At 59.6% G+C, this 24,407-nt stretch carries 19 protein-coding genes; 9 read left to right on the top strand and 10 right to left on the bottom strand.

Features of this window, described 5'->3' with window-relative positions:
• Positions 1-139: 139 nt before the first annotated feature.
• The 7 genes from AC24GY_RS06225 to AC24GY_RS06195 all read left to right on the top strand — a co-directional run bounded on the left by AC24GY_RS06225 (position 140) and on the right by AC24GY_RS06195 (position 9,670).
• Positions 140-847, top strand: a complete 708-nt coding sequence (locus AC24GY_RS06225; RefSeq protein WP_422321644.1) for a hypothetical protein — start codon at positions 140-142, stop codon at positions 845-847.
• A 26-nt stretch (positions 848-873) separates the two neighbouring features.
• Positions 874-1,521, top strand: coding sequence for a response regulator (locus tag AC24GY_RS06220; RefSeq protein WP_422321643.1), 648 nt, complete (start codon positions 874-876; stop codon positions 1,519-1,521).
• A 17-nt stretch (positions 1,522-1,538) separates the two neighbouring features.
• Complete coding sequence (locus AC24GY_RS06215; protein ID WP_487681223.1) at positions 1,539-2,798, top strand: OmpP1/FadL family transporter; 1,260 nt, start codon at positions 1,539-1,541, stop codon at positions 2,796-2,798.
• A gap of 143 nt (positions 2,799-2,941) precedes the next feature.
• Positions 2,942-4,390 (top strand): class I SAM-dependent methyltransferase, encoded by a 1,449-nt coding sequence (locus AC24GY_RS06210; protein WP_422321641.1) that lies wholly within the window; start codon positions 2,942-2,944, stop codon positions 4,388-4,390.
• Positions 4,383-7,070, top strand: coding sequence for an ATP-binding protein (locus AC24GY_RS06205; RefSeq protein ID WP_422321640.1), 2,688 nt, complete (start codon positions 4,383-4,385; stop codon positions 7,068-7,070). Before AC24GY_RS06210 ends, AC24GY_RS06205 begins: the two co-directional genes overlap by 8 nt.
• A gap of 14 nt (positions 7,071-7,084) precedes the next feature.
• Positions 7,085-8,335: a response regulator gene (locus AC24GY_RS06200; RefSeq protein WP_487681220.1), complete on the top strand. Its 1,251-nt coding sequence runs from the start codon at positions 7,085-7,087 to the stop codon at positions 8,333-8,335.
• A gap of 144 nt (positions 8,336-8,479) precedes the next feature.
• Positions 8,480-9,670 (top strand): 3-keto-disaccharide hydrolase, encoded by a 1,191-nt coding sequence (locus tag AC24GY_RS06195; RefSeq protein ID WP_487681218.1) that lies wholly within the window; start codon positions 8,480-8,482, stop codon positions 9,668-9,670.
• 81 nt (positions 9,671-9,751) lie between these two features.
• On the opposite strand, the gene AC24GY_RS06190 is transcribed toward AC24GY_RS06195, so the two are convergent.
• From AC24GY_RS06190 to AC24GY_RS06155, 8 genes are all read right to left on the bottom strand, one after another.
• Positions 9,752-10,690, bottom strand: a complete 939-nt coding sequence (locus AC24GY_RS06190) for an ROK family protein (protein WP_487681216.1) — start codon at positions 10,688-10,690, stop codon at positions 9,752-9,754.
• Positions 10,691-10,703: 13 nt separating this feature from the next.
• Positions 10,704-11,444, bottom strand: coding sequence for a type III pantothenate kinase (locus AC24GY_RS06185; RefSeq protein WP_487681214.1), 741 nt, complete (start codon positions 11,442-11,444; stop codon positions 10,704-10,706).
• Positions 11,441-12,175 carry a hypothetical protein gene (locus AC24GY_RS06180; RefSeq protein ID WP_487681212.1) on the bottom strand — a complete coding sequence of 245 codons (735 nt, stop codon included), beginning with the start codon at positions 12,173-12,175 and terminating at the stop codon, positions 11,441-11,443. The genes AC24GY_RS06185 and AC24GY_RS06180 overlap by 4 nt, the downstream gene beginning before the upstream one ends.
• Before the next feature lie 73 nt (positions 12,176-12,248).
• Positions 12,249-13,037 (bottom strand): phosphate ABC transporter ATP-binding protein PstB, encoded by a 789-nt coding sequence (gene pstB, locus AC24GY_RS06175; protein WP_487681210.1) that lies wholly within the window; start codon positions 13,035-13,037, stop codon positions 12,249-12,251.
• A gap of 2 nt (positions 13,038-13,039) precedes the next feature.
• Positions 13,040-13,828: a phosphate ABC transporter ATP-binding protein PstB gene (pstB, locus tag AC24GY_RS06170; RefSeq protein WP_487681208.1), complete on the bottom strand. Its 789-nt coding sequence runs from the start codon at positions 13,826-13,828 to the stop codon at positions 13,040-13,042.
• A 14-nt stretch (positions 13,829-13,842) separates the two neighbouring features.
• Positions 13,843-15,024: a phosphate ABC transporter permease PstA gene (gene pstA, locus AC24GY_RS06165; protein ID WP_487681206.1), complete on the bottom strand. Its 1,182-nt coding sequence runs from the start codon at positions 15,022-15,024 to the stop codon at positions 13,843-13,845.
• Positions 15,021-16,955, bottom strand: coding sequence for a phosphate ABC transporter permease subunit PstC (pstC, locus tag AC24GY_RS06160; protein WP_487681204.1), 1,935 nt, complete (start codon positions 16,953-16,955; stop codon positions 15,021-15,023). Before pstC ends, pstA begins: the two co-directional genes overlap by 4 nt.
• Before the next feature lie 94 nt (positions 16,956-17,049).
• Positions 17,050-17,964, bottom strand: coding sequence for a PstS family phosphate ABC transporter substrate-binding protein (locus AC24GY_RS06155; protein ID WP_487681202.1), 915 nt, complete (start codon positions 17,962-17,964; stop codon positions 17,050-17,052).
• 207 nt (positions 17,965-18,171) lie between these two features.
• Here AC24GY_RS06155 and AC24GY_RS06150 point away from each other — a divergent pair, with 207 nt between their 5' ends.
• Together AC24GY_RS06150 and AC24GY_RS06145 are read left to right on the top strand one after the other, a co-directional pair.
• On the top strand, positions 18,172-19,800 hold the full coding sequence (locus AC24GY_RS06150; protein WP_487681200.1) for a porin: 1,629 nt from the start codon (positions 18,172-18,174) through the stop codon (positions 19,798-19,800).
• A 154-nt stretch (positions 19,801-19,954) separates the two neighbouring features.
• Positions 19,955-20,779 (top strand): hypothetical protein, encoded by an 825-nt coding sequence (locus tag AC24GY_RS06145; protein WP_487681198.1) that lies wholly within the window; start codon positions 19,955-19,957, stop codon positions 20,777-20,779.
• A gap of 1 nt (position 20,780) precedes the next feature.
• On the opposite strand, the gene AC24GY_RS06140 is transcribed toward AC24GY_RS06145, so the two are convergent.
• Positions 20,781-21,692 (bottom strand): alpha/beta hydrolase, encoded by a 912-nt coding sequence (locus AC24GY_RS06140; RefSeq protein ID WP_487681196.1) that lies wholly within the window; start codon positions 21,690-21,692, stop codon positions 20,781-20,783.
• A 75-nt stretch (positions 21,693-21,767) separates the two neighbouring features.
• Positions 21,768-24,386 carry a DUF6600 domain-containing protein gene (locus AC24GY_RS06135; RefSeq protein WP_487681194.1) on the bottom strand — a complete coding sequence of 873 codons (2,619 nt, stop codon included), beginning with the start codon at positions 24,384-24,386 and terminating at the stop codon, positions 21,768-21,770.
• Between the last annotated feature and the right edge of the window lie 21 nt (positions 24,387-24,407).

The following is a 24,407-nucleotide window of genomic DNA, read 5'->3' as shown; positions in this document are numbered from 1 at the left end:
AGAATTCTTTCAAAAAAGACGGCACAATGCCGATTTAGGCAAAACCTAAATATTGAATCAACATTTAGGTGCCAAGCCCCACGGAATGTGGTTCTCCTAAATGCAGCGACATAATGATTTAAATTATTTAGCCCTTCACATGCATCCCATCGCCCTCGAAATGGAAAATAACTCAGCCGCAATGCTGCTACAGGCGCTGAGCAGTCTGTTAAAGGAAGAAGATGCTCAGCGCGTCGATCTCGCACATTTGTTGCACAAAGACATGGCTGGAGGTCTGGTGGCCTGCGCCTCGCTGGGTGAAATGATGCGACACGAACTGGCGAACGGTGGAGACGCGGCGAGCGTCGGCAAATTGCTCAGCAGCCTGGATTCTACTCTGCGGCAGACGTTGCAACTGGTGCGGGACATGACAGAAAAGCAGTTTCCTCCAGTTTTGAAGGCCTTCGGGCTGCATGTCGCTCTGCAGCAGCTGGTGCGCAATGTTGGCGAAAATTTTGCCGGCTCTTTGGTTCTCCACATCAGCGGTGATGAGCCGTCTTTCGATCTCGCCAGCCGGCTCAATCTGTTTCGAATCATGCAGGCGCTGTTAAAACATTGCGTGCGTTTTGCCAACACCTCTTGGGTGGAGGTGACCTGCCGGGCTTCTGCCGAGAAACTGGAAATCACCATTGATCACGATGGTGGCGACAGCATCTGGAAGGAGACCATGGCCGAATCAGAACTGGCCGTCATCGAAGCCCGGTGTGCTCTGCTGGGTTCCCGCATGCAAGTCATGGGCGCCGGACCAGGAGGCAGTTCGCGGGTCTGCCTCATGGCGCTGCCATCACCGCAGCCGTCCGCAGCATAAACCTCTTCACCGCATTGAACACTCTCATGCAATCTCCCCCGCCTTTCCGCATTCTGGTTGTCGATGATCATGCGCTGGTTCGTGAAGCTTTCACGAGCATGCTGAAGGGGGAGTTTCCCCAGGCGACCGTCGTCTCCACCGGCACTTGTGCGGAGGCGATGGTTGAAGCCCGCCTCCACAATTATGAAATCGCCCTTGTCGATATCGAGCTCGGGGACCGGTCTGGAATGGAACTGACTACGGAGCTGCGCACCCTGCCCACCCCTCCCAGAATCATCGCTGTTTCCATGCATCAGGAGGAAACGTTTGTCTCGCGCACCATGCAGCTCGGGGCGCGGTCCTACGTGACCAAGGACGCCCCTCCGCATGAGTTGTTTGATGCGATTCGCTGCACTTTGGAAGGACGCAGTTACATTTCCAGAGAACTGGCGCAAAAGTTTGCAGACCGCTCCATCCGCAAAGGATCCTCAGGGCAGGTGCATGAGAAGCTTTCCAATCGTGAACTGGAAGTCCTTATGCAGCTGGCCCGCGGCAAAAGCCTCAAGCAGGTGGCGCTGGATCTGTCTCTCAGCCCGCGAACCGTCGCAGTGCACAAGCACAACCTGTGTCGCAAGACCGGGCTGAAAGGGACCGTCGAAATTCTCAGATACTGCCAGTCCAACGGACTGGCTTAGCTCAGCCCAACCCAACCATGAATAACCGCGTCGTTTCTTTCATTCTTGCCCTGGGTTTGACCTCAGCGGCGGTGCAGGCATCCGAAACATTCTCCGTGATACCTGACTCCGCCCAGGCGTTGAGCATCGTGGGTGGCAGATATGCCAATCTGAGCGACGCCTCCGCTGTGCGTGTCGCTCCGGCCAACATTCTGAAGATGGAGAAAAGCGAGCTGCTGATCAACACAGCCATGTGGCATTCAGACATTCGCTTTGAGCAGAACGGTGGCCAGAACGTACGGATCAACCGGCCATGGGTGTTTCCCGCGAGCATGTACTTTGTGCAGCCGTTGCTGCCCGGCAGGCTGTCCTTTGGCCTCGGTGTTAGCACCCCATATGGCCTTGCCGCCTACTACCCCAGAGGCATGGGCGGCGGCCTGCGCTATGCGTTGCCCTACGAGGCCAATCTGCTGACGGTGGACATCACCCCGGCTCTCGCGGTGAAGATCACAGATGATCTCGGCTTTGCCATCGGGCTCGACATCTTGTATGCCGATCTGACGATGAAGCAGTTCTACTCCTGGAACAACATTATACCAGGTTCGGCGGAAGGAGACATCAAGATTCACGGCCAGGGGTGGGGCCTGGGCGCCTATGCAGGCATCAACTGGACCATTGCCAAAAGACATCGCATTGCAGTGATTGGGCGGCTGCCGGTGAAGGTCAATCTCAGTGGTGACTTCAAAGCCAGCAACATCCCGCCGGCGCTGATTGGCACCTTCAGCGAATCAAGCAGCTTCAAATCCGACATGACCTTTCCTGCCTCCATCTCCGTCGGCTATGGATTTGACGTGACAGACCGCTTCACCGTGGGTTTTGACTTCAAATGGGCGCAGAATTCCTCCCATGATGACCTCCCCCTCTTGATCGGCAACAACCAGGCTTTGCTCGGCGGGTCGACCAGCACCGTCTTTGGGTGGAGAAACTCGCTCGATTTTGGCACAGGGATGTCCTATCAGCTGAATGAACACTGGGCGCTGCGCGGCGGTTATCTCTATTCAGAAAATTCCCAGCCGCAGAACAGCTACACACCGCTGATCCCTGGCAACGACAGGCATGTCTTCAGCCTGGGCGTGGGCTGGCGGGGCAAAACTCGGGGCGTGGATCTGACCTACTCCTGCGTTTACTATCCCGCCCGTGTCATCAGCGGGGCCGCTTCCAATCCGCCCAACCAGTATGACGGCACCTACAAGCATCAGTGGCAGGTGCTGGCGGTGAGCTTCACGCAGAGGTTTTAATTTCAAATATAATGACACCATGTTTATTCTCCTCGTACGTCTCCGGCACCCTCGCTGGGCCATGCCAGAACACGCGGCGAACTTTTTCCAAAAGGCTTGTGTTGTCATCAGCGAGCAAACCGCTTTAGCAGAGGATTCGTAACATGGAGAACAACGACAACGCACTTCCCAATCTCGCTTCCTCAGGGGAGCGGCTCAGTTTCATCATCTGCCGCAACAGCCAGGGGGCTGAAGTGCGCGGCACGCTTCACCGGCTCACACGCTATCTGGGTGTGTTTGAAGTTTACAATCCCTACAGCATTGTTCAGCTCTCTGAAGTCCTGAATGACTTCCGGATCATGATGAACGACCGCGTGGTCTACACCGGGAGGGCCACCATTGCCAACTTGGTGAACACCGGCATCATGCTCATCTGCGAGGCTTCGCTGTCAGATGAAGGCTGGATTGACATCGACATCCTCTCCCCCTCGCAGAACAAGGGCCGCCTGCTGACCGAGTTTGCCGAGTTCCTGCGGGAGACGGAAAAAAGCTATCGCGTCATGCCCGATTTCAAAATCGTGGTGGCGGACATGCACACCATGCTTTCCGACCTGCGCCGCTGGATGGAGCAGGTGGAGCTCGGCGTGCGCTCACTGCCCACGGGAGATCGCATTCAGGCGGAGCGTGAAGTCCTCCTGCAGATGGAGGAGCCCATCGTTCCCACAGTGTATCCGCTGATGAAGCGGTTTGAGGAATCCGCCGCCATCATTCCGCTGGAGCAGCAGCCGGTGCATCGCAGCTACATCAAGCGCCAGCTTCACCCGCTGGTGCTGTGCGCACCGTTTGTTTACCGGACGTATCACAAGCCTCTGGGCTATGCCGGTGACTATGAGATGGTCAGCATGATGCTGCGTGATCCTTATGAAGGCAGCTCGATCTTTGCAAAGCTGCTCAACAAGCTCTATCTGGACATCCCGCCGGTGATCGCACACCGCAACCGCATCGTTTACCTGGTGGAGCAGCTCAAGGCCGAAACAGCACGTGCAGCCGCCCAGAACCGCGTGGCACGCATCTACAACCTGGGTTGCGGCCCGGCCCAGGAGATTCAAAACTTCCTCACCCATGAGCCCATCTCCGACTCGGCAGACCTGCTGCTGCTGGACTTCAATGATGAGACCATCATGCACACGACGCGGTCTCTGGAAGATCTGCGCAACCGACACCGTCGCCGCACCGGCCTGCGCTTCGAGAAAAAATCCGTGCACCAAGTTTTGAAAGAGTCCGGACGTGCGGCGGCCCAGTCAGGCACCTATGACATGGTCTATTGCGCCGGTTTGTTCGACTACCTCTCCGACCGCATCTGCCGGCGTCTGCTGGAAATCTTCTATGATCTGCTCGCACCCGGCGGATTGCTGATCGCCACCAATGTGCACCCCAGCAATCCCTGGCGGAACTGGATGGAGTATCTGGCCGAATGGCATCTCGTGTACCGTGACGAAGAACAGTTTCTCAAGCTGGCGCCTGATCGTGCGCCCCCGGGGTCTTTTGTGGTGAAACCAGACGCCACGGGCGTGAATATCTTCCTCGAAGTACGCAAACCTCTCGATGCCTGATGCTTCTCCAGTTTTAGCTGGTGGCCTGAAAGGAAACTTCCAGGCCTACGAGCAGGACATCCGAGTCCGTAACTATCAGCTCTGCGGCATCCTTGCCGTCGTGTTCATGCTGGCCGGAAGTTCATTGGACTGGGTGGTGTTTCAGGAGGAAGGCGTAAAGCGCTTCTTTCCCGCTCGTGTTCTTTCCGCCGTGGTCAGCATCCTCGTCTGGCTGGCTTTGACCACCGCCTGGGGCAAGCGCATGCACCGACTGCTCGGCCTGCTCATGGCCATGCCTCTCATTGTCGGGATTGCATGGATGATCTACGCCAAAGGGGGGGCTGAATCACCCTACTATGCCGGGCTGAACCTGGTGATGCTGGGAGCCGCTATTCTCATGCGCTGGACGCTGCAGGACAGCATCCTGGTGGTGGTCCTCACGGTGACGTCCTACCTGCTGGCGTGCTATTTCCATGGTCCGATCGTCAATCGCAGCATCTTCTTCAACAATCTTTATTTCCTTTTCGTCACCGGAGTCTTCACCACCGCCGGCACCTGGTTTTACAACACCATCCGCTTCTCCGAGTTCAAGCTGCGTCACGATCTGGACCTCAACCGCGCCGAGCTTGAGGCCAGCAACCAGAAACTGCGTGAGCTCGACGAGGCCAAAAGCCGCTTCTTCGCCAACATCAGCCATGAACTTCGCACGCCGCTTACCCTGCTTATCGCTCCGCTGGAAAGCCTGATCCAGAGCGCTGAATCCACCCGTCCTCAGGAAGAACGAGACCTGATGGCCACCATGCACGGCAACTCCATGCGCCTGCTCAAGCTCATCAATGACTTGCTGGATCTGGTGCGCCTCGAATCCGGCCGCGCTCAGGTCAACACCAAGCGCGTGAATGTGAACGATTTTATCAGCGGTCTCGCCAACGCCGTCGGCAGCGTCGCGAAAGACAAGCGCATCCATCTGCATTCCCATGTGGATGAAGATCTCGGCACCGTGCTCGCCGATCCGGAGAAGCTGGAACGCATCTGCCTCAACCTGCTCTTTAATGCTCTGAAATTCACTGCCGCCAATGGTCACGTCAACTTCAGCGCCCTCAAGACAGACGGCTGGCTGGCCATTGAAGTGCGTGACTCCGGCATGGGCATTCCAGCGGATCAGCTGCCGCATATCTTCAATCGCTTCTGGCAGGCGGACACTTCATCCCAGCGCAAATTCCAGGGCATGGGCATCGGCCTCGCCCTCGTCAAAGAGCTCGCGGAAGCGCAGGGCGGCAATGTCGTGGCCACCAGTGAAGTCGGCAAAGGTACGACCATGACGGTGAACATCCCTCTCCTCCAAGGTGAGCCGACCGCCACTGAAGATGATGAGTCGGATGAAACGATCGAGGAAGGAGACGCCGACAGCCCCAAGAACAAGGACTGGATCGCCGAACTCTATCGCCGCGCCGAACTCTTCCCGGCCATGACTTCGCTGCAAGCCACCCTGCGTCCGGTGGAAACCGGCGTCGGCCGCAGCCGCAAGCCCAAGCTGCTGATCGCCGACGACGAGCCCGACATGCTGCGCTTCCTCAAGAGCCAGCTCAGCGGCACCTTCGAAATTCTGGAAGCCGTGGACGGGCAGCAGGCCGTGGAAAAGGCGGCGCAGTTCCTCCCGGACATCATTCTCTCAGACATGATGATGCCGGAAAAAGACGGCCTGCAGGTCTGCCGTGAGCTGCGTGAGCGCAGCATCACACGCTCCATCCCCGTGGTGCTGCTCACCGCACGTGCGGATGAGAAAACCAAGCTCGCATGCCTCGACGCCGGGGCCAGCGACTTTCTGGCCAAACCATTCTCACTCACGGAGATCATGGTGCGCTTGAAAAATCTCGTCGATTCGCGCCTGTTCCAGAAGGAGCTCGTGGTGCAAAAGCAACAGCTCGAAAATGCGCTGGAGCAGATCAAGGAGACCGAATCCATGCTCGTGCAGAATGAGAAGCTCGCCTCCCTCGGACGCCTCAGTGCCGGCTTGATCCACGAAATCAACAATCCGCTCAACTACGCACGTCAGGGCCTGGGCATCATCAGTCGTTCCACCAAATCCCTGCCCGAGGATGAACGCGCCGACTTTGCCGACACCGTCAAAGATGTGGAGGAAGGGGTGAACCGCGTCATCCAGATCATCTCCGACCTGCGCGGCTTCACCCGCACCACCAACCAGCTCAATCACGCCTTTGACTTGAAGAACGTGGTGAACACCTGCATGCGCTTCTTTGCTCACGTCTGGAAAGACGGCATCCAGCGTGAAGTGGACATTCCCGAGGAGCTTGAAATCCGGGGCGACAGCAACCAGTTCGTGCAGGTGCTCATCAATTTCATCCAGAACGCCCTGGATGCCATGGCGACCAAGGAATACCCGGAGGGAGAGTCGGCCTGCATCAAGCTTTCCGCGTTCGCCCGCGGAAACAGAACCATTCTCTCCATCAAGGACAACGGACCCGGCATTCCGCAGGAGATCCGGGACAAGATCTTCGACCCCTTCTTCACCACCAAAGACGTGGGCCAGGGCATGGGGCTTGGACTTTCCATTTGCAACCGCATCATTGCCGACCATGGCGGACGCATTGAAGTACGCAGCCAGCCCGGCCAGTTTACCGAGTTCATTCTCGAGCTACCCTCTACCGACAGCCCCAACAACAACCACGCCGACACCTAGAAGGACTTCCCCATATGCAAAACCAATACGACCTCAAACGCTATGCCGTTCTCTATGTCGATGATGAAGAGAAGGCGTTGAAGTACTTCGAAAAGACATTCGGAGACGAATTCCGCATCCTCACAGCCATCAGTGCGGCCGAGGGGCTCAAACTCATCGAGCAGCATGGTGAGGACATCGGCGTGCTGCTGTCCGACCAGCGCATGCCGGGGGAAAAAGGGGTGCAGCTGCTTGAGCGTGCACGCCAGCTCCGCCCCCGCCTCGTGCGCATGATGGTCACGGCTTACGCCGACTACGATGTCACGGTGGATGCGGTCAACCTCGGCAGCATTTTCCGCTACATCTCCAAGCCCATCCAGATGGACGATGTGCGCAACACCCTGCACCGGGCCATGGAGTTTTACATCCTCCAGCAGGAGCGCGACGGTCTGCTGCAGGAAAAACTCTCTGTGCTGCAGAACCTGCTCATCACCGACCGCGTCATGGGGCTGGGGGTCGTTGCCGCCGGGCTGAACCAGAAGCTGAACCAGCCTCTGCGTGCCGTGCATGCCTTCCTGGACATCACTCCCGGAAGACTCGGCCAGCAGAATTTTGACCTCGACCGCCTGCGTCAGGCCACCTTCTGGCGTGACTTCCACGCGCATGTGGTGCGCCAAGCCGCCCGCATCGCCGATCTCCTCGGTGAACTGCAGTCCGCCTCCGGTGCCGAGCACAAGATGGATGCGGCCAATGTCATTCAAGCATTGATTGACCAGCAGCGTGCCGCCTTCACGGCAAAGGGTATCGAGCTGAAATTTGAAGCTGCAGGAGCACTCCCAGCCCTTCAGGCCAGCCGACCTGCGTTTGAAAAAATGCTGCACCTGCTGCTTCAGACAGAGCTATCGCTGCTTTCCTCCGGCACACAGGTCACCCTCTCTGCCAAAACCGCGGCCGAGGCCGCCGATACCGGAGCACTGCATCTCACCCTCACCGACACCGGTCCTGGACTCGCCAGCGATGTGCTGCGCTCCGTGTTTGATCCCTTCTTCACTCACGATGACGTCACCACGGATGGACCAGGCCTCACCCTCATGGGCGCGTTCTTCCTCGCCTACCATCTCGGTGGCCGCATCACATCCCAGCGCACTGCCAAGGGCCTCATCCTCGACATCGTCGTGCCTGCCGTGGCTCCGACCCCGGTGGCCGCCGTTGACAGCAGTCGCGAGTTCATCACGAACGTCCTCATGAACGACATCCTCTGGGAGCGTCTTCTGCCCAACGGCTGATCCCCTTAAAAATACGATATGCCATTCTGCCGCATCGGCGGAATGGCATATTTTTTGCCATTCCAAGCGAGCGCGAGATTTGGCCGCGGTGAGTGTATGAATCCTCATTGCTCCAAGCGCCTTCCTATCTACCTCTTCACCACCATGAACCGACCCACGCTTCACACTCTCGCACTGTCTCTGCTCACCACCGCTGCGCTCGCTGATGGCGCGTTCTACGGCGATCCGCCGGATGCGACGCATCCATGGGCAATCCATGACATGAACCGTCCGCAGCCCGTGCGCGTGGAGCCGGGCACGTTCAGCACCCAGGAAAAGCCGGGCACACCGCCTTCGGATGCCGTCATCCTTTTCGGCGGGAAGCCGGAGGAGATTGAAAAATGGCAGGCGGACAAAACGCCTGCTGAGCCCACCAAGTGGGAAGTCAAAGACGGTGTGCTGCAATGCGTGCCGGGCAGCGGTTACGTGCGCACCAAGGAGGAATTTTCCGACTGCCAGCTCCACATTGAATGGAGTGCTCCTTCCAAGGTCGAGGGCAACAGCCAGGGCCGTGGCAACAGCGGCGTCTTCCTCATGGGCCAGGTCGAAGTGCAGGTGCTGGATAATTACAACAACCCCAGCTACCCCGATGGCATGGCGTCATCCATCTACGGCATCAACCCGCCGATGGCGAATCCGCTGCGTACTCCGGGTGAATGGCAGACCTACGACATCGTCTTCCGCCGCCCCATCTTCAAAGACGGCAAGGAACTCGATCCCGGCTACATCACCGTTTTCGTGAACGGCGTGCTCACCCAGGACCACACGCCTCTCGAAGGCGGTGGCGGCCACATGAAGCGTTCCTCCCCCCGCCCTTTCCCAGACAAGGGCCCGCTCAAGCTGCAGGACCACGGCAACCCCGTCCGCTATCGCAACATCTGGTACCGCCCCCTGCCCAAGCGCGCCATCGAGGGTGGTGAGACCAGCCACATGAGCGAAGCCGCCACCACGGCCAAGCGCGCTGAGATTGCCAAAAACATCCGTGAATCGGCCGCCAAGCTCGAAGGCATCGAGAAGATGCTGCACTACTTTGAGTCTCTCTGCTACGCGGACAATGCCGAAGCCCGTGAATTTGCCATGGCCACCGTGCGCGATTTCGCCAGCGCGATGAAAGAGGTGCCCCCGGGCAAGATCGAATCCAAGAAGAACGAGATTCTGCAGGTGACCAAGGCGCTGCGCTACCTCACCAAGTTCAAAATCCTGCCGGAAGACATCGACGCCAAGAAAGATTTGGAAGCTATCATCAAGGTGGAGGACTGGGAGCCCAAGCCGCAGCCCAAAGGGAAAAAGAAGTAGCCTGCAAATTTACAAAAAAAGGTCCAGTTCATCAGGAACTGGACCTTTTTTATGCTTAGCAGCTTCTTCCTGCAGCGATGATCACACCGCGTCAGCCGCCAACGCGGCATTGCCAATGATGCCGGCCTCATTGCTGAAGCGAGCGGGCACAATCTGCAGGCGCTCCCAGACCACGGTGCTGAGCATGCTCTGCACCTTGTTCTTAAGTGGCGTGAAAATCAGGTCTCCGGCTTGCGCCACACCGCCACCGATCACGAAGGCATCAGGGTTGAGCAGCCAGGCGATGCTGGAAATCGCAGTACCGAGCCAGTCGGCCACCTCACCCCAGATCTGGCGGGCGATGTCATCCCCGGCCTGCGCCGCATCAGCGATCTTTTTGGGCGTGCAGTCGGCGATGTCTTTCTCGATGCCCGCTTCGGAGTAGCGCAGCACGGCATGCTCGGCGATCTGCTGGTTTCCGGTGTACTTTTCCAGCGCGCCCAGATTGCCGTAGTGGCCGGCCTTGCCGTTGTAATCAATGCTCATCTGGCCGATCTCTCCCGCCACGAAGCCGCTGCCTCGGAACATCTTGCCATCAAGCACCAGACCACCGCCGATGCCGGTGCCCATCGTGAGGCCGATGACGTTTTTCAGGCCGCGTGCCGCCCCATGACGGAACTCGGCATAGGTCATCGCATTCGCATCATTTTCCACCAGCACGGGCAGCCCGGTCTTTTCGCTGAGGATGGTCTTGAGCGGCACATGCTTCCAGCCGGGGACATTCGTCAGCTCATGCACAAATCCGTGATCGAAATCCACGAGGCCAGGAACACCGACACCGATGGCGCAGATGGCGGGATACGACTTTTGCAGCTTCGCGACGCGTGAGGCCATCTCCCCAATGAGCGCGGCAGGCCCGTGGAACTGCGTGGTGGGGATGGGCTCGTCGGTGACGAGCAGTTCATCGCCACGGCACACACCGAGTTTCACGGAGGTGCCGCCAAAGTCGATGCCGATGGAGGTTTTGTCAGTTTCAGCCATAACGCGTCCCGCCTCAAAGCGGGGCGCGGAGATTGCCCACCAAACGCAGTCCGTGCAAGGTCAAATCAGGGTCCGTGATGATGTCTTCGCCCATGCCGGAAATGATCCATTCCGCATCCCCACCCGTGGCGACGATGCTGACCTTCTGCCCCCCGAGCTCTTTTTTCAGCGCCTCCAGGATGCCTTTCACCATCCCTCGATACCCGATGGCAGCCCCCGCAAGGATGGCTCCCTCGGTGGACTGGCCGATGGCCGTGGTGGGCTCAAGAAGATCAACCCGGGGCAGCAGGGCGGTGCGTTCGTGCAAGTAATCGGTCATCAACCGCAGCCCTGGTGCGATCACCCCCCCGATGTAAAACTTGTCGGCGGAGAGGATGTCGAACGTCACCGCCGTGCCGAAGTCGATCACGATACCCGGCGCACCATGCATGTGCGCCAGTGCGACCGCGTTTGCCAGACGGTCAGGGCCAATGCTCTCCGGCTTCGGGTAGCGAATGCCTATGCCCATGGGAGTGTCATACCGCAGTTCGATGAGCTGGTCGCCCAACACTTCACGGAACGCAGGGACCGCCTTGGGCACCACACTGCAAATGACCGCGCTTTCAAACTGCCAGCCCTGCGTGACCGCACGCACGGCATCGGGCGAAAGCTCACGCGTGGCATGCTCCCGGCGTTCGAGAATCGCCTCACTCGTGGCTAAACCAAACTTGGTGCGACCATTACCAACATCAATGAGCAGCTGCCTCCGGCTCATGGTTTGGCGGCCTCGGCTTCCTTCTTGGCCTCTTCCTTCTTCTCTTCTTTTTTGTCCCCTTCCTTGGGGGGCTCGCCAAAGGTGTTCACGTTGAACATGCCCTCAGGGGCGCCTTTGGGCTCAGGAGGTTTGGGGCGAAGAGGATCTCCTTCCACGACGAGGGCCTTGGGCGGGTCCTTGACGAATTTCACGCACTGGTACAGGAGATTATAATTGTGACGCAGCGCGGCCGGGTAGGCGATGCGGCCTGGCTCGGTGACGTTTTCCCGGAGGAGCTTGCCGGCGAGGCTGGCAAAGACGTTGCTGCTAAGCTTGGCGGCTTTTTCCACAGTGCCGCCAGCGAGTTCACCTGCAGCCTTGGCAGCGGAACTGCCACCGCTGCGAAACATGTCGCTGCTGATGCGGCGTGCCTGAATGGAGATGGCCGCCTGGGAGGAGAGAAGGGTACCGTCTGGCGCAAAGCTCATCTCGATGCTGGCATGGTCATCGGAAGAAAACATGCCACGGAGGTGATCCACCCGTACGGAGATAAAGACGCCCCCATCGGGTGCGGTGGTGACCTCCGGTTTGTAGGTGCGGAAATCGACCTCCGAGAATTTGTACTCAGCAGCTTTCTTTTTCTCCTTCGTCCACCCGCCGAGACTCTCGCCGAATTTTTCAATGTCCACCTCCACGCCGGCGCGGGCAACGCTGGCAATGAGAAGCAACAGGGCAAAGGGGCGAAGGTTCATGCGCCACCACAGTGCTGCAAGAAACAATATTTTCAACTTCGGGGTATGCGGGCATGCCGCCGAGCCTGCGGCCTCAAGTCAGCCGTCCCGTGATGTAGGCCTCGGTCTGCGAATCCTTGGGGTGATGGAAGATGTTCATCGTCTCGTCCTCCTCGATCAGCCGGCCTTTGTAAAAGAACGCGGTGCGGTCGGCGATGCGCTTGGCCTGCTCCATGTTGTGCGTGACGATGACGAACGTGTACTGGTCGCGCAGCTGGTGAATCAGCTCCTCAATGCGCGCGGTGGCGATGGGGTCCAAGGCGGCACAGGGCTCATCCATGAGCAGAATGCGTGGCTGCAGGGCAATGGCGCGGGCAATGCACAAACGTTGCTGCTGGCCGCCGGAAAGTCCGGTGGCCACTTCGTGGAGACGGTCCTTCACCTCATCCCACAGGGCGGCCGAGCGCAGGCTGCGTTCGGCGGCTTCTTCAAGGTCGTGGCGGTCTTTGATGCCGGCCACACGCAGGCCGTACACGGCGTTTTCAAAAATGGAACGCGGGAAGGGATTGTACTTCTGGAAGACCATGCCCACATTGCGGCGCAGGTTGATCACATCGACATCAGGCGCATAGAGATCGATGCCGTCGATTTTGATCTTGCCACTGACAACGTGGGCGGAGTCCACAAGATCGTTGATGCGGTTGATGGAACGCAGCAGGGTGCTCTTGCCGCAGCCGGACGGGCCGATGAGAGCCGTCACATCCTCGCTGCGCATGTTCAGATCGACGTCAAAGAGCACCTGGTTGTCACCATAGGCATAGTTGAACTTTTCCACCTGAATGAGCGGCTCTGCGGCAGTGGGAGCTGGTGTTTCGGCGGCCATTTTTAACTGAAAGTGCCGCGCAAATAAGACTCGGTGAGCTTTTCGCGCGGATTGGTGAAGAGCTCCTCCGTGGGGGCAAACTCAACCAGTTTGCCGAGGTGCAGGAAGGCCGTGTAGTCCGAGACGCGCACGGCCTGCTGCATGTTGTGGGTGACGATGACCACCGTGAATTCTTTGGCGAGCTGGTGCATGAGCTCTTCGATTTTAAGCGTGGAGATGGGGTCCAGCGCCGAGCAGGGCTCGTCCATCAGCAGCACATCGGGCACCGTGGCGATGGCACGGGCAATGCATAACCGCTGTTGCTGGCCGCCGGAAAGGGCGAGGGCGTTCGCATGCAGGCGGTCCTTGAGCTCCTCCCACAGCGCGGCATGGCTCAGCGAGCGTTCAACGGCTTCATCGAGCACGCTTTTATTTTTCTCACCATGGATGCGCAGCCCATAGGCCACGTTTTCGTAGATGCTCTTGGGAAAGGGGTTCGACTTCTGGAACACCATGCCGACCTGCTTGCGCAACTGCGTGAGATCCACATCATCATCATGGATGTTCTTGCCTTTGACGAGCACTTCACCCTTCGTCACACGGGCGCTGGGAACGCGGTCGTTCATGCGGTTGATGCAGCGCAGCAGCGTGCTCTTGCCACAGCCCGAGGGGCCGATCAGCGCAGTGACGCGGTGGTATTCGACCTTCAAATTGATGTCGAACAGCGCCTTGCTGGTGCCGTAGCAAAAATCCATGTCCCTCACCTGGACGACAGGCGGCGGTGTGGACTGGGCGGTGGAATCGGCGGACATGAAATGAGAAGCAATTACCAGCGATACTTGGCGCGCAGACGTTTGCGCAGCATCACAGAGCTGGCGGCCAGCGAGGCGACCAGAACTAGGAAAACGAAAACAGACCCATACTGCGCACGCTCCGCGTACTCGTTCTGCGGGATCTTGGCGGCAAGTGTGTAGATGTGATACGGCAGGGCCTGCACAGACTCGGTGAAGATGCCGAAAAAGCGCGCCACGCTCTGCTCCCAGTGCGCAAAGATCGACGCGTCCGCCGGCAGCGGCGGCAGGTCCTTCTGCCAGGGCAGCTTGTCTTTGAAAGCCAGCGCAGCGGTGAACATGATCGGAGCCGTTTCACCTGCCGCACGCGCAATGCCAAGGATGCTGGAAGTCAGAATGCCGGGCGTGGCAAAGGGCAGCACGCTGTAGCGGATGGTCTGCCAGCGCGTCGCACCCAGGGCCATGCTTGTTTCACGAAAGCCCTGCGGCACCGCCTGCAGGCACTGCTCGCTGGCAGTGATGATGACGGGCAGGATGACGAAGGCGAGCGTGAACCCGCCGGACAGCACGCAGGTGTCCCAGCCTTCAAAGCTCAGCGTGGTGAAGCCGAGCGGGATGGAGAACACCGAGCGCTCCGCCGGCACATCGACAAACGTCGGTGCGGTCAAAACGAACGCCCCAAGACCAAACAAACCGAACACAACCGAGGGCACGCCCGCGAGATTCAAGATCGCCAGCCGCACCATTTCGAGAAATTTGCCGTGTTTGGCATACTCACTGAGATAGATCGCACAGGCGACGCCAAGGAAAAGCGCCACACCGACGCTGACGACCACCAGCAGCGCCGTACCGACGATCGGCCCCAGGATACCGCCGCCTGAATAGGAGATGGTTTTTTCCGCACGGAAGTTGTCGCCCAGCTTCTTCTTGATCGCGTCGGCTCCGTTCACATCGGTTTCAATGTGGTTGCCCTGCTGGTCTTCGATGACGTGCAGCGTGGCCGGCAGTTCGGTGAGGAACTTTGTGTTCACAAACGGCCACTTTGACTGAAACACCACCGGCGCGCCTTTGACGAAAATGTGCAGCATGATCGCCAGCGTGATGATGACCACGATGTAGCTGCCGATGCGCAGGGCCCAGCGCGCAGCGGTCTCGCGCTGCTGAATGCCGGAGTTGTCGCCGGCGAAAGGATTGTCGTTGGTGGGGACAGGAGTCATGCCTTGTGGGGTTCAAAGCGGCGGGCCACGGCGCGGGCGCACCAGTTGACCAGCAGCGAGATGGCAAACAGCACGATGCCGACCATGAACAGCGCCTGCCAGTGCGAGCTGCCGCGTGACACCTCGCCAAGTTCCTGCGCGATGATGCCGGTCAGCGTGTGGGCCGGATGAAAAATGACGCCAGGTCCGGCGCTGAAATCAGGAATGGCGATGCGGTTGCCCGCGACGAGCAGCACCACCATCGTTTCACCGACCACGCGGCCAAGGCCCAGCAGAATGGCGGAGAGAATGCCGGAGATGCCTGCGGGCACGATGACACGAAAGACAGTCTGCAGCTTGGTGGCACCGAGCGCGTCAGACGCATCAATGTAGGCACGCGGCACGTTGTTCAGCGCATCTTCCGAGAGACTGAACATGGTGGGCACGGCCATGAAAGCGAGCAGACAGCCCGCATTGAACATGTTGAGACGCTCCTGAATCGGGAATCCCGGCACCCATTGCAGCCAGCTCCATTCACTCACGTCTTTGATCAAATTCCCCACCAGCGAGATGCCAATGAATCCCAGCACGACCGAAGGAATGGCCTGAATGAATTCGATCACCGGCTTGATCAGCTCCTTCTCCCGTTCACTGGCAAACTGGTTCGTGTAAATGGCGGCCACCACACTGATGGGCGTGGCGATCAAAATGGCGATGGCGGCAATGACGAGCGAGCCCGTCAGCAGCGGGACAAAGCCAAAGAAGTCCTGCCAGGAGCTGTTCGTGATCCATTGGGTGCCGAAGAAGAAAGCGCCAATGACGGTGAAAATGGATACCGGTTTGTCCCAGTGCCAGCCTTCAAGCTTTCCAGCCGCAGCCCGCATTTCACGGGCATGCACCGGAATCCCTTCACGCACATCGCTGACCAGTCTGCGGGCGGCTCGGGTGCCCGCGTCTTTGGGCAGATCAGCAGCGGCCTTTTCAATGACCACGGCATATTTTTCCACCTGCTCACGCAGTTCAGCCGTGCGTCCGGTGATTTCCTTGATGCTCTCCTCCAGATTCACCGTTTCAGCGACGGATTCCTCCGCCTCCTTGGTCAGGCTGGCTTTTTCTTTTGGATCAGTTTCTGTGGCGGCGGCTTCGAGAAGACGCAGGCGGTTGGTTTCCAGCACCTCAAACTCCACGGCTTTTTCCTTCGTCTCCAGAGCTTTCGCCTTGAGCTCGTCCACCACTTCTTGGAGCGGTTCCGTAGCTTCCTCAAATTCTTCCTGCGCCGTTACAAGAGCAGCAAACTTGGTGCGTGCCTCGCGGTCTTTGGCACTGAAATCCGCCACCAGCGTCTGCATTAGCGGCGGCAGGTCAGTGACCTCCGGTGTCAGCGCAGAGAATTCGCGCTGCATTTGCTCGCGTTCTGCGGCACTGAAAACGGCCGGATATTCCAGCGCTTTCGCAGCAGCAGCGGACGCCTCAGCCAGTTCACGGCGAAAAACCTCGATCTGCTCCGGTGCGGGAGGCGTCTTCTCCAGCGCCTGCGTGAGCGATTCGCTCGGTCGCGCAGTCTTGTCCTCAACCTGTCGCTTCAGCAAAAAGGCCGCATCACGGCGGTCACGCGCTGTCTTGCTCAGCGTTTCCAAGGATGCACTGACTGCCTGGCGCAGACTGCTGGAAAGCGCCTGATTCCGCTGCAACGGCTGGTCGATGATGTCACAAAACTCCAGGCCCGCCCGGCGATAGGTCTGCAACTCACGCTGGTAGGTCGGCAGAAAATCAATGCCCTCGCGCAGCAGGAACACCATGATCAGCACCAGCACGATGATGGCCACGCTGGCATTGCTGCCGAAGAAATATTTGATCAGCTTCTGGGGATCCACCCCAAGAATGGTGTGCTTGCGACTCCTGAGCAGCACGCTGCGCAGCGGCGGTCTGCTGGGCGTCGGGAGGCTGTTCATGCGGCTATGAGGGAAGAATGCACCGGAGTTGAAAACAAATCCGGCGGTCGAGACATGTCTCTTCCGCCGGACTGGTGAATCGGTCAATCAACAGTTATTTCGCAATGCTAAGTGGGACAAAGCCAGCCTTGTTGACAATCGCGTCGCCCGCAGGGCTGAGGCAGAAGTCGATGAAGGCCTTGGTGGTGCCGGTGGGTTCGCCGCTGGTGTAGAGATAAGTCGGGCGGGACAGCGGGTAGGACTTCACCGCCGCTGGGCTGGGGAAGGCACCTGCGATGGAGACCACCTTGATGCCCTTCGCACCCGAATAAGCGTAGCCGACATAGCCGATCCCGTTCGGATTGGAGCCCACTTCAGCGGCAATCTGCTCATTCCCAGCCATCTTCTGGCTGTTTTTGCCATACTCACGGCCTTTCATGGCCAGACCGATGAAGTCTTTGTACGTGCCCGAGGATGTGTTGCGGGTGTAAACCGAGATGGGGCCGGGGGTGCCGCCGACTTCGCTCCAGTCCTTGATGTCACCGGCAAAAATCTGCAGCAGCTGCTTTTTGGAGAGATCGGACACGGGGTTGTTCTTGTTCACCACGACGGAGATCATGTCCCAGGCGACTTCGTATTCCGTGAGGGTCACTCCCTTGCTGCGGCAAAGTGTGCGCTCATCTGCCTTCACCTTGCGGCTGGACATGCCCACTTCCGCCGTGCCGGAGGCCAGATTCGTGAAAGCGGTGGAGGAACCTTCCGCCGCGATGTCAAAGCTGACTTTGCCACCCTGCTTCTTGAAGGATTCGGCCAGCTGCGGGACGAGCTTGGCTCCGAGGGTGTCGGAGCCGCGAATGCGCAGGGTGGTCTGAGCCTGAAGCGAAAGTGCTGCGGTCAAGGTGGTGACAAGGGTGAGGAAGGCGATCTTCATGAGGGTTGTAGGATAGAGTAAGGCGATAAGCTTGTCCGCCGGCAGTTCGCGGGTGACGAGGCGGATATTGGCGGAATGGGGCAGGTGGTCAAAATGCACACTGTGACGAAAGCGTCACAAACAGAATACTGAGCCCGCCGCCACCTCTCAAGAGGCAATTGCCATGTGAATAACTCACTTTCGTGACGAAAGCGTCACATTAAGGATCTCGCAGGGGATTCCGGTTACAGCCATGTGACATTCCTTTCCTAGGGGATACCACATCGCCTGGGGGAGCTCATTCAACTCACCTGACTCACCTCACACATGCGCCTCAAACATTCCCGCATTTCCCGTGTCATGGCTGCTCTTGCAGCCGTCGCCATCGCCCTGCCCCCCTCCTTGCCAGTTGCTGCTGGCCCTGCCATGGAAAAGCTCTTCTCCATCATGAAGGCCAAGGGCACCCTGAGCCAGGAGGAGTACGACATGCTGGTCGCCGCCTCCCGTGAAGAGGACAAGGAAAGGGACAAAGCCACAGTGGCCGCCGCTCCGCCGCCAGCAGCTTCAGTTCCTGCAGCCGGACCAGCGACAAACACCTCCGCTCTGGAAAAGCGTCTGGCTCAGACCGAAAGCAAAGTGGGTAATCTTGAGAATGCCTTGAATCGCGCGGGCGGCACCACGCTGGAAAAACGCCTCTCCCAGACCGAGAGCAAGGTGGGCGATCTCGAAAACGTCATTTCCACGACCCGCGGGCAGATTGAGGACATCTCCAAGATCACCGACAACACCTCCCCCTCCACCATGTCTGCAGCAGAGCTCGACACCCTGCTGGCTGACAAATGGTATGAGCGACTGAAAATGAAGGGCTACCTGCAAGTGCGTGCGGATTCCGTGATGCACGAAGATGGCGGTCAGCTGCATGTTCAGAATGACTCGTTTGCCAATGACCAGTCGAGCATCGGTGTCCGCCGCGGCCGTCTGGCCTTCAGTGGTGACCTGACCAACCATGTCTACCTCTATTTCCAGGCAGACTTGTTTGGCGGCGTCAATGGCAATGGCGGTGTGCAGGCGCGCGACTACTACGCCGACGTCTCCCTCGACCCAGCCCGTGAACATCGCGTCCGCATGGGTCTGTCCAAAGTCCCCTATGGCCATTCCATCTTGCAGTCATCCCAGAATCGGCTCGCCTTGGAGCGCCCTGAAGCCATCAGCACGGCCGTGGAAAGCGAGCGTGACTTTGGCGTCTACTACATGTATGCCCCTTATGAGATCCGCGAACGTTTCAAAAACCTCGTCAAGATGGGGCTGCGCGGTTCGGGTGACTATGGCATGATCGCCTTTGGTGCTTTTTCCGGCCAAGGCATCAACAAGCCGGACACGAACGGACAGCCGCATTGGGCGGCCCGTGCCACCTATCCCTTCGAGTTCGACAACGGTCAATTCCTCGAGCTAAGCGTCCAGGGCTATGCTGGGAAATTCAACACCACCACGGCAGCCATCCCCGGCGTGGGCACTCCTGCCAATGGCAACGGAGGCAACCGTGGTTTCACCGATGCACGCGTCGGCATTTCCGCCATCTTGTACCCGCAGCCCTTCGGCATCGAAACCGAATGGAACTGGGGCAAAGGACCGCAGCTTTCCAATGACATGCGCACCATCACCTCCTCCAGTCTGAGCGGCGGCTATGTGCAGGCAAATTACCGCCACGTGTTTGCCAACCAGCGCGAAATCATTCCCTTCGCCCGCTGGCAGACCTACAACGGCGGTCGTAAATTTGCCGTCAACGCACCGAAGGACAAGGTCAACGAAGTCGGCTTTGGTTTCCGCTACATCCCCTACCCGGAACTGGAACTCACGGCCATGTTCATGCACGGCATGCGCACCAACACCAACGTGGCTCCTTACAGCAACGTGAATTACGACTACCTCGGCGTGCAGGCCCAGGTCAATTTCTAAGCGCTCATTTTTTGGTTAAGGTTGAGTGGGAGGCCGGATGCATCGGGAGTGCGTCCGGCCTCTTCGTTTTCAGGCGGTTAAGACGAACGGATGCAGGGTTGCTTTGTCTCACCTCATCCTTTAGTTTCACCTTCGCTTCAAAATCAGCGGCCCCATGGAAACCTCACTCCAGCAGATTCTGTATGTTGCGGCAGTCATCGTTTTTGCCATCGCCTGCCGCTCCTTCAACAACCGCTTCATCCAGAAGCTGGGCTGGCTGGCTTTGCTGGGCGCCTCCTATCTCAGCGGCTACTACCTGACCTACTCGCACATCGGCGGCGCCATCTTTGTCGGTGCCTGGTTCATGCTGCCGTGGATGGAAATCGTCTTCCGCGTTCGGCGGCTGCGCTTCCCTATCAAAAGCGAGGTCAAGCACCGCTTCCCCCCTTCCCGCGAAGTCTTCCCTGAGCTCTCCGAGCTCAGCAGCGAGGCGGATGATGCCGGATTCACCGAAGTCGGTGACACCGGCTGGAAGTTCAGCCAGACGGACTACTTCATGCGGCTCTTCTACCACGCGGAAAAACGCATGCAGGCCGCCATTGCGCTGGCGCAGCAGGGGGAGTTTGGCTTTTCCTACGTCAGCCTCACTTCACGCACCACCAGTGGAGTCACCTTCACCACGACGAATTACCCCTTCGCCGCCACGATGAAGCACTCCCCCAAGCAGCGCCTGAACCGCTTCACCCATGCGGGCTCGTTCTCTGACCTGCTGGAGCGCCATGAAGACTTCCTCCACCGCGAAGGCATCCGCTCCGAAGACCTGGCGCTGCAGGACACTGAGTATCTCCACGCCTACATCGAGCGCGACATGAGCGTGCTCATTGACCACAACATCACCGCAGGCGTCATCGAGCCCACCGGCAACGGCGAATTCCGCTATTCCTGGCGCGGCTGCATCTTCCTCTACTGGCAGGTGGTGAAGGATATGCTGCGGGTGTGAATCAGGGCCGGGGCATCCACTCGCGCAGCTTGGCCATCGTCAGCGTCGTATGGCTGAGCAGGAAAAAGTGATCCGCCTCCGGAACGGTGAATGCCTGCGTGACAGGTGCGAGCTGCCTCACCTGCGCGATGCGTCGGGCGAAATCTCCCGACTTCACGAAGTACTCGTTTCCACCTGCAATGAATCCAGCCCTCGCCTCCCGCGGAAATTTCAGCAGCAGGTCCTCGGGAGGATACGCAGCCAGGCAGATCAGGCGGTCAAAGCGTTCCGGGTGCTTCGTGTACAAATCACAGGCACCGAACCCGCCTGCTGACAGCCCCATCAAAACCGGCTTCAGCACGGGTCGTCCCAGACGCAAGCCCACGGCCTGCACGCACTCCTGCACATACTCGCTGGTAATGGTTGAGGTGTTGATGCCATGAGCGGGACAGACAATGATGTGATTGCCAAAATGCTCGGCCAGCAAATGCTGATACCACAGGAAACTGCCGCCATAACCGTGCAGAAACAGCAGCATTGGAGTCCGCGCATCCGCCCCCGTGGGCATGTGCACCAGCGCCAGCCCTTCCTGCGGACGTTTTTCCGCAAAACAATACGGCAGCGCCGAAGCCACACCGGAGTAGGCCGGTGATTTGGCGATCAACGCATAACACTCCGCCACCAAAGGCCGCATCATGCCCGCCTGCGCAGGCGTCAGTCCAAGCATCGCGGGTTGTGACAGAGCCAGGGCGACGATCACAGACTCTGGCAGCGTGGTCAGCGCCAGCCGGAACATCGGCAGGAAATCCGCCGTCGGACGACTGAACTGCGGCGGTGCTGCTGCGTGCGTGGTCTTCCAGGTGACCCGGATGACCTCATCCGCATGCACTGCCCACGAACCGCCGATTAGGAAAAGGGGCAGCAGCCAGCGCATTCCAAAATTCTACCGCGCCAGCCTGCCGCATGACAATCAGGAACTGTGACGGGCAGGGCGAATCATCGCGTCGGCTCAAGATCCGGGAGCAGGCTGCGGCTGATTGCGGGCGGCTTCAGCGGCGGCACGCTGCGCAGCTTCGGCAGCAGCCCTCTGCGCGGCCTCTGCGGCAGCACGCTGGGCTTCTTCCTGAGCACGACGCGCCTGCTCCTCTGCTTGGCGCTGAGCCATCTCCTGGGCACGCCGGGCCTGCTCTTCCGCCTGACGCTGGGCCATTTCTTGGGCTCTCTGAGCCGCCTCCTGCTGGGCGCGCATCTGCTGTTCTTCAGCCGCACGGCGGGCCTGCTCCTGCGCACGCTGCATTTCAGCCTCCTGCTGACGACGGGCCTGCTCTTCAGCCTGGCGCTGGGCGGCCATTTCTTGAGTGCGGCGTTCGGTTTCCTGCTGCGCCTTCATTTGCTGCTCTTCAGCGGCACGGCGGGTGGCTTCCTCCTGCTGGCGCTGCTGCATGGCTGCGGCTTCAGTCTGCTGACGAACCCGTTCTGCTTCTGCGGCGGCGGCTTGTTCGGAAGCCATGCGTTCAGCCGTGGCACGCTGCTGCTGGGCCGCCATCTCCTGCTGTTGCTGGGCTGCGGTCGCAGCGGCCTGCTGGCGTGCTTTTTCAGTCTCGGCGGCTTGGTCGGCAGCCATGCGCTGCTGCTGGGCCGCCTGCGCCTCCTGCTGCGCAGCGGCGGCCTGCATGCGGCTCTTTTCCGCTTCGGCATTCGCGGCGGCTTGTTCAGCCGCCCTTTTCTCTGCCATGGCACGGTCTTGCATCTCCTGCTGCTGGCGCTGCTCCATGGCGGCGGCTTGGGCCTGTTCCCGGCCAGCATGCATTCGCGTTCTTTCCACCTCGGCGGCCACGGGTTGCGGCGAAACACTGGGTTCGGCAGGCGGCTGCGGCATGACGGCTGGTGCAGCGGTCCGTTCTGGCTCAACAACAGGCACCACTGGAGCAGCCGAAGGCTCCGGGGCCTTGTTCTCCACCACAGCAGGCATCACGGCGGGTGTGGATGATGCGGCAGCAGGAGGGCTGTTCTCCACCACCTTGCTCTCAGGCGACACATTCGGTGCCTGTGGTGCCCCCATCCCGGGCTGGCCATGCCGCCGAGGCTCTCTCGTCGCGTCTGCGCCAGGTTCTACAGCCACAGCGGGGCGCACGGTTTCCTGGGCTGGCAAGTTCGTCGCAGGCCGTCCTTCAGGCGAATGCCGACGAGATCCTTGTGGCATGCTTCCCTGCCCCGGCTGCTGTTGCACCGTCGCCACTGGAGCTGTAGCTGGAGCCACAGCAGGGGGTTCAGAAGGGCTGGCAGGCCTCACGGTTTCCGGCAGAATAGCACCTGGCACTGCGGGCGGTGCATTGACGACCGTCGGTGGCCCGGCCGGACGCCGGCCAGGGCCATGCTGCATGTGCCCGCGCATCGGTGGCGGTTGTTGTTGCACCACGGCCGTTTCTTTCTCTTGGGCGATGTTCTCGCGAATCTCCCTGGCAGCCTGCTGCGGCACGCCTTCAAATCCACCCATCAAAACCGGCTTTTGGATGTGCTCTTTGATTTCGGGGCGCCTCATGTGGCCACCGGGAGCCACGGCGGGAAGTTCCACCATGGCCACAGGAGCATCCGCGTCTCTCCGCCCATGATGCTGCGGGCGCGTCGGCATCTGGTCGGCGTGCATGGTTTGCACCTGCCGCTGGGGCACCGGCCGGCCACAGGCCTGCTCCATCTGGGAGCGGGGTGGTCCTCCTTGATGGACAAACGCATGCCGCTGGCTGTGGCTGGGCACGATCTGCGTCACGTTCACGCTGTGCTGGAAGATCGTGGTCTGCCGCGTCACGGGCGCATAGATGTTGATGTAGGTCGGGCTCACAAACTGGGTCGTGTTGATGAAGGTGTAGCTGGTGGGGCCGAGGCCGTAGCGTGAGTCACAGTCGCGATACGCACCGCTGAACACGCCTGTCTCCGGCGGCAGTGGCGCCCAGCCCACGCAATCCCGGCTTTGACGCCACGCGACCCACGCCGGAGCCCACTCGCTGCCCGGCACCCAGATCCAGCCGTAGCGTGCCAGATTCACCCAGCGCCCGTAGTGATAGGTAGCCCAGCCAAAGGGCTCGTTCGACTGCCAGGCCCAGCCAAGCGATGACCAGACCCAGCAGCCATCCACATAGGGACGCCAGCCCGCCACGGTGATGGTGGGCCGCCAGCAGTAACCGTAGCCATTCACCTCAAACCAGCGGCCAAAAGGCGCCAGACGGTCATAGAACAACGAGTAATCGGGCAGCGCCATGGGCTGCGGCACCACATTTGGCTGGGGCGTGACGACGATGCGCTGGGTGATGGCATTGCTCTGCTGCCGCGCAGCATCCGCTTGCACACGCAGCTCGTCATTCTGCCGCTTCAGAGCGTCCAACGAGTCACGCAGTTCGGCGTTGTCACGCTCCTTGAGCGACTGCGCCATCTCTGCCAGCTGCTTGTCCATCAAGGCCGTCTTGGTTTCGATCTCCAATGCCTGACGCTGCAAGGCATCTCGCGCCTCAGCGAGCTGGTTGTCTGTTTCTGCCGCCAAGGGTGCGGTAGCCGCAGGCGGCAGGGGTTTGTCACAGCTCGCCAAAGACAAAATGGCTGAAACGACGAGGAGCGGGCGAAAAGACGATTTCATAAGAGTGGGATGTTGATCTGA

This window comes from Prosthecobacter sp. Pr1 (genome assembly GCF_057652315.1).
Note: the sequence above shows the minus strand (reverse complement) of the source record. Positions and strands in the feature narration are given on the sequence as shown.